This is a genomic window from Burkholderia sp. COPS (assembly GCF_019425585.1).
Lineage (GTDB): Bacteria > Pseudomonadota > Gammaproteobacteria > Burkholderiales > Burkholderiaceae > Burkholderia > Burkholderia cepacia.
The window spans coordinates 3,264-18,003 of record NZ_WIXR01000047.1 but is presented as its reverse complement, the minus strand read 5'-3'; the positions used below and the strand labels follow the sequence as shown (position 1 = coordinate 18,003).

The 14,740-nt window shown below is 68.9% G+C and carries 15 protein-coding genes; 4 read left to right on the top strand and 11 right to left on the bottom strand.

Annotated elements, in window-relative coordinates; genetic code table 11:
* Positions 1-61: 61 nt before the first annotated feature.
* Positions 62-388, bottom strand: a complete 327-nt coding sequence (locus FOZ70_RS30780) for a DUF2917 domain-containing protein (RefSeq protein WP_021157035.1) — start codon at positions 386-388, stop codon at positions 62-64.
* 102 nt (positions 389-490) lie between these two features.
* Here FOZ70_RS30780 and FOZ70_RS30775 point away from each other — a divergent pair, with 102 nt between their 5' ends.
* Positions 491-1,477 carry a transcriptional regulator GcvA gene (locus FOZ70_RS30775; RefSeq protein WP_048023881.1) on the top strand — a complete coding sequence of 329 codons (987 nt, stop codon included), beginning with the start codon at positions 491-493 and terminating at the stop codon, positions 1,475-1,477.
* Here FOZ70_RS30775 and FOZ70_RS30770 read toward each other — a convergent pair.
* From FOZ70_RS30770 to FOZ70_RS30725, 10 genes are all read right to left on the bottom strand, one after another.
* On the bottom strand, positions 1,461-1,769 hold the full coding sequence (locus FOZ70_RS30770) for a YbeD family protein (RefSeq protein ID WP_011353335.1): 309 nt from the start codon (positions 1,767-1,769) through the stop codon (positions 1,461-1,463). The two genes, FOZ70_RS30775 and FOZ70_RS30770, sit on opposite strands and share 17 nt — an antisense overlap.
* On the bottom strand, positions 1,769-2,695 hold the full coding sequence (locus FOZ70_RS30765) for a D-amino acid aminotransferase (protein WP_027789029.1): 927 nt from the start codon (positions 2,693-2,695) through the stop codon (positions 1,769-1,771). The genes FOZ70_RS30770 and FOZ70_RS30765 overlap by 1 nt, the downstream gene beginning before the upstream one ends.
* 48 nt (positions 2,696-2,743) lie before the next feature.
* Complete coding sequence (locus FOZ70_RS30760; protein ID WP_021157031.1) at positions 2,744-4,054, bottom strand: D-alanyl-D-alanine carboxypeptidase family protein; 1,311 nt, start codon at positions 4,052-4,054, stop codon at positions 2,744-2,746.
* Between the two features lie 484 nt (positions 4,055-4,538).
* Positions 4,539-5,183, bottom strand: coding sequence for an alpha/beta hydrolase (locus FOZ70_RS30755; RefSeq protein WP_021157030.1), 645 nt, complete (start codon positions 5,181-5,183; stop codon positions 4,539-4,541).
* 13 nt (positions 5,184-5,196) lie between these two features.
* Positions 5,197-5,514, bottom strand: coding sequence for a ferredoxin (locus FOZ70_RS30750; protein WP_011694422.1), 318 nt, complete (start codon positions 5,512-5,514; stop codon positions 5,197-5,199).
* 317 nt (positions 5,515-5,831) lie between these two features.
* Complete coding sequence (locus FOZ70_RS30745; protein ID WP_219707481.1) at positions 5,832-6,983, bottom strand: VanZ family protein; 1,152 nt, start codon at positions 6,981-6,983, stop codon at positions 5,832-5,834.
* Between the two features lie 19 nt (positions 6,984-7,002).
* Entirely contained in the window at positions 7,003-7,626 is a 624-nt protein-coding gene (locus tag FOZ70_RS30740) for an ABC-type transport auxiliary lipoprotein family protein (RefSeq protein WP_048023905.1), read from the bottom strand.
* A gap of 38 nt (positions 7,627-7,664) precedes the next feature.
* Entirely contained in the window at positions 7,665-8,594 is a 930-nt protein-coding gene (locus FOZ70_RS30735) for an MlaD family protein (protein WP_021164215.1), read from the bottom strand.
* Between the two features lie 18 nt (positions 8,595-8,612).
* A complete protein-coding gene (locus tag FOZ70_RS30730) occupies positions 8,613-9,527 on the bottom strand; it encodes an ABC transporter ATP-binding protein (protein ID WP_021164214.1) in 915 nt (304 codons plus the stop codon).
* Entirely contained in the window at positions 9,524-10,648 is a 1,125-nt protein-coding gene (locus tag FOZ70_RS30725; RefSeq protein WP_021164213.1) for an ABC transporter permease, read from the bottom strand. Before FOZ70_RS30725 ends, FOZ70_RS30730 begins: the two co-directional genes overlap by 4 nt.
* 293 nt (positions 10,649-10,941) lie before the next feature.
* Between FOZ70_RS30725 and FOZ70_RS30720 the strand changes: the two genes are divergently transcribed.
* From FOZ70_RS30720 to FOZ70_RS30710, 3 genes are all read left to right on the top strand, one after another.
* Entirely contained in the window at positions 10,942-13,011 is a 2,070-nt protein-coding gene (locus FOZ70_RS30720; RefSeq protein ID WP_124627926.1) for a bifunctional 2',3'-cyclic-nucleotide 2'-phosphodiesterase/3'-nucleotidase, read from the top strand.
* Between the two features lie 8 nt (positions 13,012-13,019).
* Positions 13,020-13,865: a tetratricopeptide repeat protein gene (locus FOZ70_RS30715; protein ID WP_124627928.1), complete on the top strand. Its 846-nt coding sequence runs from the start codon at positions 13,020-13,022 to the stop codon at positions 13,863-13,865.
* Positions 13,866-14,064: 199 nt separating this feature from the next.
* Positions 14,065-14,616 carry a hypothetical protein gene (locus FOZ70_RS30710; protein WP_048023872.1) on the top strand — a complete coding sequence of 184 codons (552 nt, stop codon included), beginning with the start codon at positions 14,065-14,067 and terminating at the stop codon, positions 14,614-14,616.
* Positions 14,617-14,740 lie beyond the last annotated feature (124 nt).

Here is a 14,740-nt window from a genome sequence, read left to right as displayed (position 1 = left end):
CGTCGGTCTCGCCGGCCTCGGAGGGGGACGGATCGCCGGTATCCGTCGGAGGAAATGATGGTCAGACGGTGCGCCATCCGTCGTGGAGCAGCGCGCTCACGCGTTCGCGCAGCCGGGCCAGCCCGCCGAGCGCGACTTCCCGGGGCGGCCGCGACACCGAGAACGCCACGCGCGCGCCCTCCCGGCCTTCCGCGCTGAGCCACAGCCGCTCGCCGCGGCGCAGCTTCAGCGTCTCGCCGTCGACCAGGAAGTAATCGTCGACGTCGTTGCTGCGCGTCGCCCACACCGGCCCGCACTGCACCACCAGCCGCGTGCTGCGCTGTACCTTCAACGGCACGGTTTCGCCCACCGGGATTTCGAACGTGATGCTTGAAGAAATTTCTTGCATGATCGACTCCGCCAATAAGTGCTTCGATGGCTACAATCGTAGTCACTTCAAGGCGTCCGACAAAACGACCAATTTTCACGTCGATGTGAGGAAAATTAGCAAATGGACCTCCGCCAGCTGCCTGCGCTGAACGCGATTCGCGCGTTCGAAGCCGCCGCCCGTCACGAGAATTTCTCGCGCGCCGCCGACGAGCTGTACGTCACGCACGGCGCGGTCAGCCACCAGGTGCGCGCGCTCGAGGAAGAGCTCGGCGTGCAGCTGTTCACGCGCAACGGCAAGCGGCTGTGCCTGACCGACGCCGGCATGCGCTATGCGCAGCAGATCCGCACCGCGCTGATGGTCATCGCCGACGCGACACGCGACGTGCGCGCGAGCGACCGCGACCGGCGGCTCGTGGTGTCGATGCTGTCGTCGTTCGCCGCGCGCTTCATCACGCCGCGCATCGGCTCGTTCATCGAACGGCATCCGGAAATCGACGTCGAGCTGCAGTCGACGAACTCGCTCACCGATTTCGCGCGCGACGACGTCGATCTCGCGATCCGCTTCGGCCACGGCAGTTATCCGGGGCTGCATGTCGAGCCGCTGTTCGACGAAGTGTTCTTTCCGGCATGCGCGCCGACGCTGAACGGCGGCAAGCTGCCGCAAACGCCCGCCGATCTCGTGCACTACAACCTGCTGCGCTCGGACGACGAGCTGTGGCGGCCGTGGTTCGACGCGGCCGGACTCAAGACGCTGACCGAGCCGAAACGGGGGATTCTGTACCAGGATTCGTCGAACCTGCTGCTGGCCGCGATCGACGGTCAGGGCATCGCGCTCGTGCGCCGCTCGCTCGCGGTGCACGACCTGCTCGACGGGCGCATCGTGCGCCTGTTCGACATCGACGGGCCGAGCCCGTGGCACTATTTTTTCGTGTGTCCGCCGCCGCTGCTGAACACGCCGCGCGTGCAGGCGTTCAGGACCTGGCTGTTCGAGGAAGTCGCCGAATACAAGCGGCTGTGCGACGAGCTGGACGCGCGGCGCGCGGCGGGGAAGACCCCCGCCGAGTGCGCGCAGGAAGGAGGATGGAAGGCGCTTAAAGTACGACCTTGACCATCGGATGGCCGGTCAGTGCGCGGTAGATGTTGTCGAGCTGTTCCTGGCTGGTCGCCCGCACGGTGATCGTGAGGCCCGTGTAATTGCCGCCGCTCGACGCACGCTCCTCGATCTTCTCGACGTCGATCTCGTTGTCGTGAACGGCCACGACCTTGAAGATCGTGTCCTTGAACTCGGGGTGCGCCTTGCCCATGATCTTGATCGGGAAATCGCACGGAAACTCCAGCAGCGACTCCTTCCGGGTATCGATCGCGCCGGTCACCTCGATGGTTTTGGTCGGTTCGCTCATCATTTTCTCCGGGTTAGGTCAAACTGTTCAAACTCGCGCGCCTTCGCACGCTGGTACGCGTCATACAACGCCGCGAATACGGGGCCCGGCTTGCCGCCATGGACGGGCAGATCGTCGAGCGACGTGACGGGCAGCACTTCCTTCGTGGCCGACGTGATCATGATCTCGTCGGCCGCGCGCAATTCCACTTCGCTGATCTCGCGCGCGACGAACGGGATCTTGCATTCGTCGGCCAGCTCCTCGATCAGCGCGTAGCGGATCCCTTCGAGGATCTTGTTGCTGCGCGGCGGCGCGAGCAGCTCGCCGTTCTTCACGATCCACACGTTCGACGACGAACCTTCCGTCAGGTTGCCGTCGCGCAGCTGCAGCGTCTCGAACGCATCGCGTTCGGCCGCATGCTGCGCCATCAGCACGTTGCCGAGCAGCGAGATCGACTTGATGTCGCAATGCAGCCAGCGGCGGTCCTCGGCCGTCACGCAGCGCACGCCCTGCGCGCGTTCGTCGGCGGACGGCAGGCGCAGCGGGCTCGTCATCACGAACACCGTCGGCACCGCGTTCGCCGGGAACGCGTGGCCGCGCTTCGCGACGCCGCGCGTCACCTGCAGGTAGACGAGCGCGTTGCCGTCGCCGAGCCCTTCGGCATTCGCCGCGACGACGCGCTCGATCAGCGCGCGCCAGCCCGCGTCGTCGTGCGGGCTGGCGATGCCGATCTTCTTCAGGCTGCGCTCGAGCCGCGCCAGATGCTGCTCGATCCGGAACGGCACGTGCGCGCCGTCGTGCGCATAAACGGGCACCACTTCATACACGCCGTCGCCGAAGATGAACCCGCGGTCGAGCACCGGTACACGGGCTTCCGACAGCGGCACCATTTCCTCCTGCGACGACACGCTGAGGTAGACGATCGGTTCGAATTCGGCTTGGCTCATGGTTATGACAGATGGGGATGAAGTCGTGAAAACAAAGGCCCGTCGTGCTTACTTCTTCTTGCTGAACATCAGCAGGATCGAGTCCCAGATACGCCCGAAGATACCCGCTTCCGGCACGGCCTGCAGTGCGACGACCGGGAATTCGGACAGCGTCTTGCCGTCGGCGACGATCTTCACGGTGCCGACCTGCTGGCCTGCCGCGAGCGGCGCGATCAGCGGCGCGTTGACGTCGACTTCCGTCTTGACCTTGTCGCCGAGGCCGCGCGGCACGGTCGCCCACTGGTCGCCCTTCACGCCCACCTGCACGGTGTTTTCCTTGCCCTTGTAGATGCGCGGCGTCGACATCGCCTGGCCGCCCTTGAACAGGCGCACCGAATCGAACGCGCTGTAGCCGTAGTTCAGCATCTTCATGCTGTCCTGCGTGCGCTCGCTTTCCTTCTGCTCGCCCATCATCACCGACACCAGGCGGCGCTGGCCGTCCACGCCCGGGATCGCGCGCTTCGCCGACGCGATCAGGCAGTAGCCGGCCGCCTGCGTATGGCCCGTCTTCAGGCCGTCGACCGTCGGATCCAGCCACAGCAGGCGGTTGCGGTTGCCCTGGCGGATGTTGTTGTACTTGAATTCCTTCTCCGAGAAGATGCTGTAGTACTGCGGAAAATCGCGGATCAGGTGCGCGGACAGCTTCGCGAGGTCGCCGGCCGTCGTGTAGTGGTTCGGGTCGGGCATGCCGTTCACGTCGGCGAAGTGCGTGCCCTTCATGCCGAGGCGCGCCGCCTCGTCGTTCATCATCGTGACGAACTGCCCTTCGCTGCCGCCGACCAGTTCGGCCAGCGCGATCGCGGCGTCGTTACCCGACTGGATGATCATCCCGTACACGAGGTCGTGCACCGACACCGGCTTGTTCGCCTCGATGAACATGCGCGACTCGTCGCGGCCGACGCGGCGCACGGCTTCGCTCGGCGTGACGATCTGCTCCATCGAGATCTTCTTCTTGTCGAGCGCCTCGAACACGAGGTACGCCGTCATCAGCTTCGTCAGCGATGCGGGCTCGACGCGTTCATCGGCATTACCCGACGCGAGCACCGTGTTGCTGGTCGCATCGACGAGCACCCACGAGCGCGCATTCACGCCCGGCGGCGGCACCGCGCCCGGCATGTAGGTCGCGGGCGCGCCGGTGAACTGCTCGGCGGCCGGCGCCGCATGCGCGGCCTTGGCCTTGGCGGCCGGCTTGGCCTCGGCGACGACGATCGTCGACGCGAGCGCGACAGGCAGCATCACGCCGAGCGCGACGTTGCGCGCGGCGGTGCCGAAGGCGATGGAGGAAGCGAGGGACTTGAGGCCTTGGGAAGACAGACGCATGATCGATTCAGGCTGATGGCAGAAAGTGCGGTGCGAAACGCGCAGGGTTGAACGGCAAGGCGGCGGGCGTTTCGGGCACTCGCCCGAAATCGTCGGGCGACGCGAAACGCGCCGGTTGGACTCGTGCGGACGCGTTCGGTTCGCGGCCGTCGCGAGCGGGCGGACAGGCGGCGAAACGAGCGCCGCATGGGCCCAGCCGGGCCGCGGGCGACGCGGAATCCGGCCATTATACGTGGCCGCGCAGCGCGTTTTCGCGAACCTGGCGCAGGATCGCCGTCCATCTTCATCGGGCGCGGGGTGCCGGCAAGCTGCGCGTCATCGCACGCGAAGGTGTGCGAAAGGTGTGCGCAGGCGAAGGAGAAGTCGGGTCGCGCCGCACGCCGCGGCGCGATGTCGCGAGAAGGGAAACGCGCATCCGGCGCCGGCCGGAGCACGTATAGCAACACCGTGCGGGCCGGCGTCGCGCCGGCCTCCCGCGTGCCGGCTAGCGCCAGGCGTCGACGATGATGCGTTTGAGCACGTGCAGCTTGCGATGCAGGAAATGCTCGGCGCCGGGAATCACGACGACCGGCAGTTCCTGCGGCCGCGCCCAGTCGTACACCGACGCGATCGGCACCGTGTCGTCGGTTTCGCCGTGGATCACGAGCGTGTTCTCGGGCACGTCGGCCACCTGCCAGCGGCTCGCTGCCGTGCCGACGAACACCATCCGTTCGATCGTCTCGCCCGCGTCGCGCAGCCGCTTCGCGACGTGCGACAGCACGAAGGTGCCGAACGAGAAGCCCGCGAGCACGAGCGGCAGGTCCGCATACGCGGGCTGCGCGCGCATGTGCGCGAGCACCGCGAGCAGGTCGTCGGCCTCGCCGGTGCCGTTGTCGTGCACGCCTTCGGTCGCGCCGACGCCGCGGAAGTTCGACCGGAACACGACGTAGTTCAACTGCACGAGCGTGCGCGCGAGCGTTTGCGCGACCTTGTTGTCCATCGTGCCGCCGAACAGCGGATGCGGATGCGCGACGAGCGCGATGCCGCGCGGCGCGGCGCCGCCTTCGCGCACGGCATCGGGGAGGTCGACCGCGATTTCGATCTGCCCGACCGGGCCCGCGATCAGCGATTTCTGCGTATGAACGTTCATTCGGCCGGCCCGCTCAGATCTTCAGGCGGTCGACGACCTTGCCGTCGCGCAGGTGCGATTCGACGATCTCGTCGATGTCGGCCTGGTCGACGTACGTGTACCACGTGCCTTCCGGATACACGACCATCACCGGCCCTTCCTCGCAGCGGTCGAGGCAGCCGGCCTTGTTGATGCGAACCTTGCCGGGCCCCGCGAGGCCGAGCTCCTTCACGCGCTTTTTCGCGTATTCCTGCATGGTCTGAGCGTCGCATTGCGCGCAGCTCGGGCGTTCGGCGCCCGGTTCGCGCTGGTTCAGGCAGAAGAAGACGTGGTGCTGGTAGTAGGAATCCATGGTGATGGCGAGCTGCCCGGCGCAAGGCCGTGCGGAAAGAGGAGCGGTTGCCGCTGCGCGGGGCAACGGGCGTGTAGTGTTCGGCGCCCGGCGGCGCTTGGGTGCCAGCGGATTCGTGCTCGTGGCGACGCGCAAACCGCAGCGATGCCTGGCGGCATCGCGAGGATTTGCAACGCGGCCACGGGTGCGAAGGCGCCGCACACACGTGCCGATCGGTGCCGAACACTGCACTCGTGCGGACGATTATAACGAGGGGCGCACGCCGCTGCCCGCGGTACCGCCGCGGCCATCGCGGCGCAACCGCCGCAGCCTTCGCGTCAGCGGCGCAGCACGGCCGGCAGCCATGCGTGCTCGACGCGCTGGCCGAGCCAGATCAGCGCCGCGTAGGGCCAGATCCACGCGAGCCAGCGTGCGAGGCTGTTGAAGTGCACGTAACGGCCCTGCCGCCAGCCCGACAGCGTGAAGTCGAAGAACGGGTTGACGGGCAGCAGGTTCACGAGCGCCACGCCGGCCAGCAGCGCGAGCGCAGCCAGTGTCGCGCGCCACGTCGCCGGCACGTGCAGCGCGACGAGCGCGGCCGCGAAGCCGAGCTCGATCCCGAGGCGCGCGCCGGGCGTCGCCCACACGACGACGAGTCCGGTGGCCGACTGCATGAAGGTCGCGGCCGCCTTCAGCACGAGCGTCGCGGCGACGAGCGCGATCAGCAGCCGGATGCGCGGTGCGCGCGGCCGCATCGCGAGCGACGCGATCGCCAGCGCGGCGAACAGCATCAGGCCGCCGAGCGCGGCCTCCCACGCGGAGTCGGACAGCCAGCCGTCGACGCGCTCGGGCCATTCGCCCACGCGCCACGCGGCCGGCAGCCATGCGATCAGCGTGTCCTGCATCGACGCGTCGGCACGCTCCCACAGCGCGGCCGGCCAGTCGCCGATGCCGAACAGGAACGGCGACGGGAACAGGATCGCGAACGGCCACAGCCCGGCGAGCAGCAGCGGCGTCGCACCGTCGTCCTCGAACCACGCGAAGCGCAGCCGGCGCAGCGCGCCGCGATCGAGCAGCGCACCGGTGGCCGGCGCGACGAGCGCCGCCCCCAGCAGCGCGCCGAGCGCGTTGGCCGCGAGATCGAGATTCGACGCGACGCGCGTCGGCAGGTAGGTTTGCAGCGCTTCCATCGCGCCCGACAGCAGCACGCCGAGCCCGGCCACGATCAGCGTCGCGGCCACGCCGCGCCAGCGCGGGTGCAGCGCGAGCACGCCGAGCGCGCCGAACGGCAGGTAGCCGAGCACGTTCGTGACGACGTCGAATGCGGTCACGTAGCGCTGCATCGGCGCGAACAGGTAGTCGAACGGCCCGATGCCGAGCGATGCCCAGCCTGCGAACGGATACAGCGACGCGTAGACGATGAGTGCCGCGTAGGCGGCAAAGGCCTGCCGCGCGAGCGGCGATGCGCGAGGCGTGCCGGTCGCGCTCATCGCGGCTGCGCGGCACGCGTCACGGCGTGCCCGCGTACGCCTGGATGCCGACCCATGCGGCGATCTGCGACACGAGCTCGTTGCTCGCCGCCGCGAGCGCGCGGGCGCCGCCCGCCGCGTCGGGCGTGCTCGACGGCGCGCGCGCGACGAACGTGCGCTGGCCGAGCACCTTGCCGTCCAGCGTCAGCGTCGCACGCGCGGTGACGGCGCCGTAGCTCTGCGACTGGCCGTCGAACACCTGCTCGAATTCGTTCAGGTCGACCTTGAGGGTCGGCGCGCGCACGCCGTCGGCCCCTTCGAGCACCGTGCCGCGCGACGACAGCGCGCCGCGCAGCCGCTGCGTGAGCAGTTGTGCGGGCGGTGCCGTCCAGCGGCTGTCGCGATAGACGGCCACGTGCTGCGCGTCCACGTACGCGAGGCGGTACGCGAATTTGTCGGAGTCGAGCGCGTCGGGCACGACGACGTCGAGCACCTTCAGCGCGGGGGCCGTGCCCGCGGTCACGACGGGCGTGGCCGGCCCGAGGTCGTAGCGGACATTCGACAGCGCCGCGCTGTTGCCGGCGCAGCCGGCCGCGAGCGACAGCGTCAGCACGGCAAGCGCGGCCGCGGCCGGACGCAGCGCGCGGTCAAGGATTCGTGGCATGGCGTGTTCCTGCATGATGTTTCCGGTTTCGATGGGGGTCACTGCCGGGCCGTCGCGCCGGGCCAGACGAAGCCCGCTTCGCCGGGCCCCGGCGCCGCGCCGGGCGAACCGAACAACAGACTGCGCGGGTTGCGGCCAAGTTCACCGGCCACGTCCTTCAATTGCCGCGACGCATCGCCGACGCTACCGGCCAGCGCGTTGAAGCGCGGCAGCGTGTCGTACTGCACGCGCGCGTTGAGATCGTTCAGCGCGACGCCGACCTGCTCGGCGGCCGTGCCGGCCTTGTTCAGGTTCGACACGAGCGGCCCGTTCGGCTGCAGCAGCGTGTTCGCCGACGCCATCGCGCGGTTCACCTCGTGCATCGTTTCCGGCAGCGCGGTGACCGCCGGGCCGAGCTGCTTCGTCAGCGTGGCGGCCCCGTCGGCCGCGTGCTGCAGGCTTTCGGCGGTCGCGCGCAACTGCTCGCGCATCTCGGGCGACATCAGCGCATTCGCGCTCTTCGCGGCCAGCTCGAGCTGCCGCAGCAGCACGTCGCCGCGCTCCTGGATCTGGTCGAACAGGCTCGGCCGCATCGGGATCTGCGCGATCGCCTTCGGCGACGACGGCAGCGGCGCCAGGTCGCGGCCCGTGTCCTCGAGCTGCACGAACGCGATCCCCGTCACGCCCTGGAAGCCGAGGCTGCCGTAGGTCGACTGCGTGATCGGCGCGTCGTGGTCGACGAGGATCCGGATCCTGATCTGCCCCGGGTGCGCGCGGTCGAAGCCGATCGACTGCACCTTGCCGACGTCGAGGCCGCGAAAGCGCACGGCCGCGTCCGGGAACAGCCCCGTCACGTTGGTGCGCGCGAGCAGGTCGTACGGCACGCGCACGGTGCGGTCGACGTTGAACCAGAACACGGTGCCCGCGATCGCGAGCGTCAGCGCGATCGTGAACAGGCCGGCCCAGAACGCATGTGATTTGTTTTCCATTCGAGGATTCCTTCGTGCCTACAGCTCGACGCTCGACAGCGCCGGTTCGAGGGCCGCCTTCGGCAGCTTCGCGCGCCGCTCGGGCGGCAGCGCCTGCAATGCGCGGCGCCCGCGCAGCCCCAGGAAATATTCGTGGATGAACGGATGGTCGACGTTCGCGGCCTCCTCCACCGGCGCGGCGACCAGCACCTTGCGGTCGGCCAGCACCGCGACGCGCGTCGACAGCGCGACCATCGTGTCGAGATCGTGCGTCACCATCACGACGGTCAGCCCGAGCGTGCGGTGGAGCGTCGCGATCAGCTCGACGAATTCGTCCGACGCCTGCGGATCGAGGCCGGCCGTCGGCTCGTCGAGGAACAGCAGCTCGGGCTCGAGCGCGATCGCGCGCGCGATGCCGACCCGCTTGACCATCCCGCCCGACAGCGCGGCCGGCATCTTCGACGCATGCTTGCACGGCAGCCCGACCATCTCGAGCTTGAGCATCACGATGTCGTGCAGCAGGTCCGGCGGCACGCGGCCGAGCTCGCGCAGCGGCTGCGCGACGTTGTCGAACACCGTCATCGACGAGAACAGCGCGCCCTGCTGGAACAGCATCCCGGAGCGCGTGCGCATCATCCGCGCGCTCGCGTCGTCGATCGTCGCCGTATCCTCGCCGAACACCTTGATCGTGCCCGACGTCGGCCGCTCGAGGCCGAGGATCTGCCGCACGAGCGTGGTCTTGCCGGAGCCCGAGCCGCCGACGATCGACACGATCTCGCCGCGTCGCACGTCGAAGTCGAGCTTCTGGTGAATGATGTTGCGCCCGTAGCGCTTGGTCAGGTTGCGCACCTCGATCACGAGATCGCCGGGAGCGGCCGCCGCGGCCGGCCGCTCGCCGACCGACCCGGCACCGATGGCCGCGGCGTGCGCGGTCGTTTCGTTCGATGCGTTCATCCGAGCCCCACGTTCTGGAACAGGATCGCGAACACCGCGTCGGCGAGGATCACGACCGTGATCGACGTCACGACCGACGTGGTCGTGCCTTCGCCGAGACTCTGCGAGTTCGCCTTGATCCGGAAGCCGAAATGGCAGGCAACCAGCGCGATCAGCATGCCGAACACGACGCCCTTGCCGACCCCGATGTACAGGTTCGCGATCGGCACGACGCCCGGCAGCGAGCGCACGAAATAGTTGACGTCGATGCCGAGCACGAGCTTCGCGGCGAGCGCGCCGCCCGTCAGCGCGATGATGTTGGTCCACATCACGAGCAGCGGCATCGCGACGCCGAGCGCAAGCACGCGCGGCAGGATCAGCCGCAGCCCGTGCGGGATGCCCATCACGCGCATCGCGTCGAGCTCCTCGGTCACGCGCATCACGCCGATCTGCGCGGTGATCGCCGAGCCGGAGCGGCCTGCGACGAGAATCGCCGACAGCACCGGGCCGAGTTCGCGGATCACCGACAGCCCGAGGATGTTCACGATGTAGCGGTTCGCGCCGAACATCTGCAGTTGCTGCGCGGACAGGTAGCTGAGCACGATGCCGATCAGGAACGCGACGAGCGCGGTGATCGGCAGCGCCTGGGCGCCCGCGCTGTAGATGTTCGCGGAGGTCTCCTTCCACGGCATCGTCTGCGGACGGCGCAACACCGACAGCGCATCGAGGATCACGAGGCCGAACAGTGCGATGCCGCCCTGCAGGTGCTCGCCGAACCGGAAGATCGCCTGGCCGAGCCGCGTGACGGGATCGACGCGCACGACGCGCTCGGGCGCCTCGCGCTCGCTGTCGAGCCGCTCGATGCGCTCGAAGATCGTGCGCTGCGTGGCGCTCAGCGCGACGCCGTCCGGCAGCTTGCGGCCCCACACGCGCCACAGCGCCTGGCCGCCGACGTGGTCGAGCCGCTCGATGCCGGACAGATCCCATTCGCTCACGCGCCCGGACGCGATGCTCGCGATACGGCGCGCCACCGCGCCGCGATTGCGTGCAAGCGCGAGCGCGGTCCACTGGCCGGTCAGGCGCACCGTCTGGCCCTGGCCGCCGGCGTCGACCGACAGGCCGGGAGGAGTCTCGAAGTCCAAGGGCAGGTTGTTTGCAAAAAGGTGACAGCGGCCATTGTAGCGAACCGCCCGGCGCCGCGACGTGAGGATTTCCGTGCGGGCGGCCAGCTCGGGGCGCGCAGCCGGGGAGCCCGCCCCGGCGTGCGGGAGGAAGCCGCCGCCCGTTGCCCGATGCCGACGTCACCACCTTTCATTCTTCCGTCACGTTTCCTTTCGATACTCTCTCGCGCCGCACATCAGGCCGTCGGCGCCCCGCGCCGCCAATCGTTGCGCACCTCGCGTTTCATAAAACAGAACACCGAACAGGACAACCGATGCGTCTCCCCCTGCTTTCCCGCCGTCGCGTGCCGGCCATCGCCGCGCTCGCCAGCCTCGCCTTCATCCTCGCCGCCTGCGGCGGCGACGACGTGACCTCGCCGCCGGCGACGCCGCCGGCAGCCCAGGCGCCCGTCGGCACGACGGCCACGCTCGCCCTGCTCGAGACGACCGACCTGCACACCAACGTGCTGTCGTACGACTATTTCAAGCTCGCCGCCGACAATTCGCTCGGCTTCGAACGCGTGTCGACGCTGATCGCGCAGGCGCGCAAGCAGTACCCGAACACGCTGCTGCTCGACAACGGCGACACGATCCAGGGCACCGCGCTGTCCGACTACCAGGCGCTCGTGAAGCCGGTCGGCTGCGACCAGACGCTCGCGATCTACAAAGTGATGAACGCCGCGAAATTCGACGGCGGCGGGATCGGCAACCACGAATTCAACTACGGGCTGCCGTACCTGTCGCAGGTGACCGGCAACACGTTCGAGGTCGACGGCCTGCCGGCGCCGGCCCAGCAGAAGAAATGCGCGGGCCCGAACTTCCCGCAGGTGCTCGCGAACGTGATCAGCGCGAAGACCAACGCGCCGCTGTTCACGCCGTACACGATCCTGACCCGCACCGTGACCGCGACCACGCCGGACGGCAAGACGGTCAGCGCGCCCGTGAAGATCGGCATCATCGGCTTCACGCCGCCCGCGATCATGAACTGGGACAAGCGCTGGCTCGACGGCAAGGTCTACACGACCGGCCTGAAGGAAGCGGCCGAGAAGTACATTCCGGAGATGCGCGCGAAGGGCGCCGATCTCGTCGTCGCGATCTCGCACGGCGGCCTCGACAATTCCGCGTATTCGCCGACGATGGAGAACGGCAGCTGGTGGCTGTCGAAGGTGACCGGCATCGACGCGATGCTGATCGGCCACTCGCACCAGGTGTTCCCGGACGCGAACAGCACCGTGTCGCAGTTCAACCTGCCGGGCGTCGACAAGGTCAAGGGCACCGTCAACGGCGTGCCGACCGTGATGGCCAACTACTGGGGCAAGCACCTCGGCGTGATCAAGCTCGGCCTGAAGTTCGACGGCAAGACGTGGAGCGTCGACAAGTCGCAGACGACCGTCGAGGCGCGGCCGATCCAGAACGCCGACAAGAGCTACGTGGCGGCCGATCCGTCGGTTTCCGCCGCGATCGCCGCCGAGCACCAGGCGACGATCGACTATGTGAAGACGCCGATCGGCTCGACCGACTACCGGATGAACTCGTACTTCGCCGATGTCGGTGATCCGGGCGCGATCCAGATCGTCAACGAGGCGCAGGCCGACTACGTGAAGACCTACGTGCAGGCGAACCTGCCGCAATACGCGTCGCTGCCGGTGCTGTCGGTCAGCGCGCCGTTCAAGAGCGGCTTCGGCGGCGGCACCGACTACACCGACGTCGCACCGGGCGCGCTCGCGATCAACAACGCGGCCGACCTGTACCTGTATCCGAACACCGTGTATGCGGTGAAGGTCAGCGGCGCCGACGTGAAGAACTGGCTCGAAACCGCCGCGAAGCGCTTCAACCGGATCGACCCGACCAAGGCGACCGTGCAGCCGCTCGTCAGCACCTTCCCCGGCTACAACTTCGACATGTTCACGTCGGCCGATCTCGCGTATGAAATCGACGTCACGCAGCCGGTCGGCAGCCGGATCAGGAACCTGACGTACAAGGGCGCGCCGATCGACCCGAACGCGCAGTTCATCGTCGCGACCAACAACTACCGCGCGAGCGGCGGCGGCAACTTCCCGGGCCTCGACGGCAGCAAGACGATCTTCGCGTCGCCGGATGCGAACCGCGACGTGCTGATCGCGTTCATCAAGAAACGCGGCGCGATCACGCGCACGGCGGACGGCGCGCAGCGCAGCTGGCGCTTCACGAAGCTCGCGAGCTCGGTCGCGCATGTGCAGTTCGCGTCCGCACCGAACCGCCTCGGCGACGCGGCGGCGGCCGGCCTGACCGGCGTCACGCAGGTCGCGGCCGACGACGGCTCGGGCAAGAACCTCGCCACCTACGAGATCGACCTCACGCAATGAGACACGCGATGCAACCGATCCGGACGATGCGGCCGGCCGAATCCGGCCTCGCCGCTGCCGCGCGGCGCGTGCTGCGCGCGAAACTTCCGCCGGCCGCGCTGCTCGCGGCGGCGGCCGTGACCGTCGCGGCCGTCGTCGCGGCGACCGGCCTGCACGGCGCCGGCTCCACGCCGAGCGCCGCGCAGCTCGACGAGTGGCAGGCAATGGTCACGCAGGCCACCGAGCCGCACGCGCTCGCGCAGTTGCGCACGCTGGCGCGCCGCGGCTCGGGCGACGCGCAGGCGGCGCTCGGCATCGCGCTCGTCGACGCGCGCGAACCGGGGCTGCGCGACGAGGGGCGCGGCTGGCTGGAAACGGCCGCGACGGCGGACGGCAAGGCCGACGCGCCGGCCGCCCGGCGGGCGCAGCTCGCGCTCGGCAAGGCGTTGCTGCTCGGCAGCAGCGACATGCCGAAGGACTATGCACGCGCCCGCACACTGCTCGGCGAAGCGGCCGCGCAGGGCGACCCGGCCGCCGCGTATTACCTCGGGCTGATCTATCGCAGCGGCTACGGGATCGCCGCCGATCCCGTGCAGGCCGCGCACTGGTTCGAGGTCGCGTCGCGCGCGGACATCCCGGCCGCGGACTTCATGCTCGCGAACGCGTACCGCGACGGCAGCGGCGTGCCGCGCGACGACGCACGCGCGCTCGCGCTGTATCGCCGGGCCGCCGAGCACGAGTTGCCGGAAGCCGTGCAGACGCTCGCGATGGCCTATCGCAACGGCGAGCTCGGGCTCAAGCCCGACGCGGTCGAATTCCACGCGCAGTGGATCGAGACCGCGCACGCGCTGAAGCATCCGGTCGTCGCGCCGTAACGCGAACCCGCATCGCACCGGCTGCCTGACGCGCAAGCCCCGACGCGCCGCGCATCGATCATCCGGCAACGGAATCGATCGCGGCGCGCGGGTGCGCGCCTGTTGCATTGCCGCCACCCGGCCGCTCTCCGTCGATCGGCCGGCGTGCGGCGATGCATTAACATGCAGCCTCACAATAAAACCTGAGAGAACTGCATTCATGTCCCTTCGCCTGTCCGGGCGTCGCGCCGCTGCCGTCGGCGCCGCCGCCATCGCCATTGCCCTCTCCGCCGCGCCGCTCGCTGCATTCGCCGCGCCGCCCGCCCAACCCGACATCTTCAACGCCGCGATCTGCAATCCGCCGTTCACGTCGGACCTGATGGACTCGATCTACAACACCGTCAAGGCCACCGATCCGAAGCCGGACGAATCGATGCTGGGCGCCGCGGTCTTCCGTCTGCCGGAGCCGATCCACCGGGACGGCTTCACGACGCAGCACGTCGTGTTCACCAGCACCGGGATCGGCGTGCTCGTGGACGGCGAAGTCGCCGGCCAGCTCGCGCAACGCTACAAGCTCGCGCCGGAAAAGGGGCACCTGCTGGGCGCGTCGTCGGCAGGCTATTCGCGCCGCCTGACGGTGCGCGGCCCGGGCGGCGCGCTGATCCTCGTGTCGGCGCGCCAGGGCCCGGCGCTGAAGGGCAAGACGCTGCTTGCGTGCGAAATGACGTCCGAAGAAGACATCAAGGCGCTGGAGCAGATGGAGAAGCATTGAGTCGTGCGGCGGCACGCCGGCGCCGCGCGCATGCGGGCGACCGCGCGCCGCCGTGGCGGTAGATGCTGGTCGGTCATTGCCGGTTGGTCGCTGCCGGTTGGTCACTGCCGGTTGGTCATTGCCG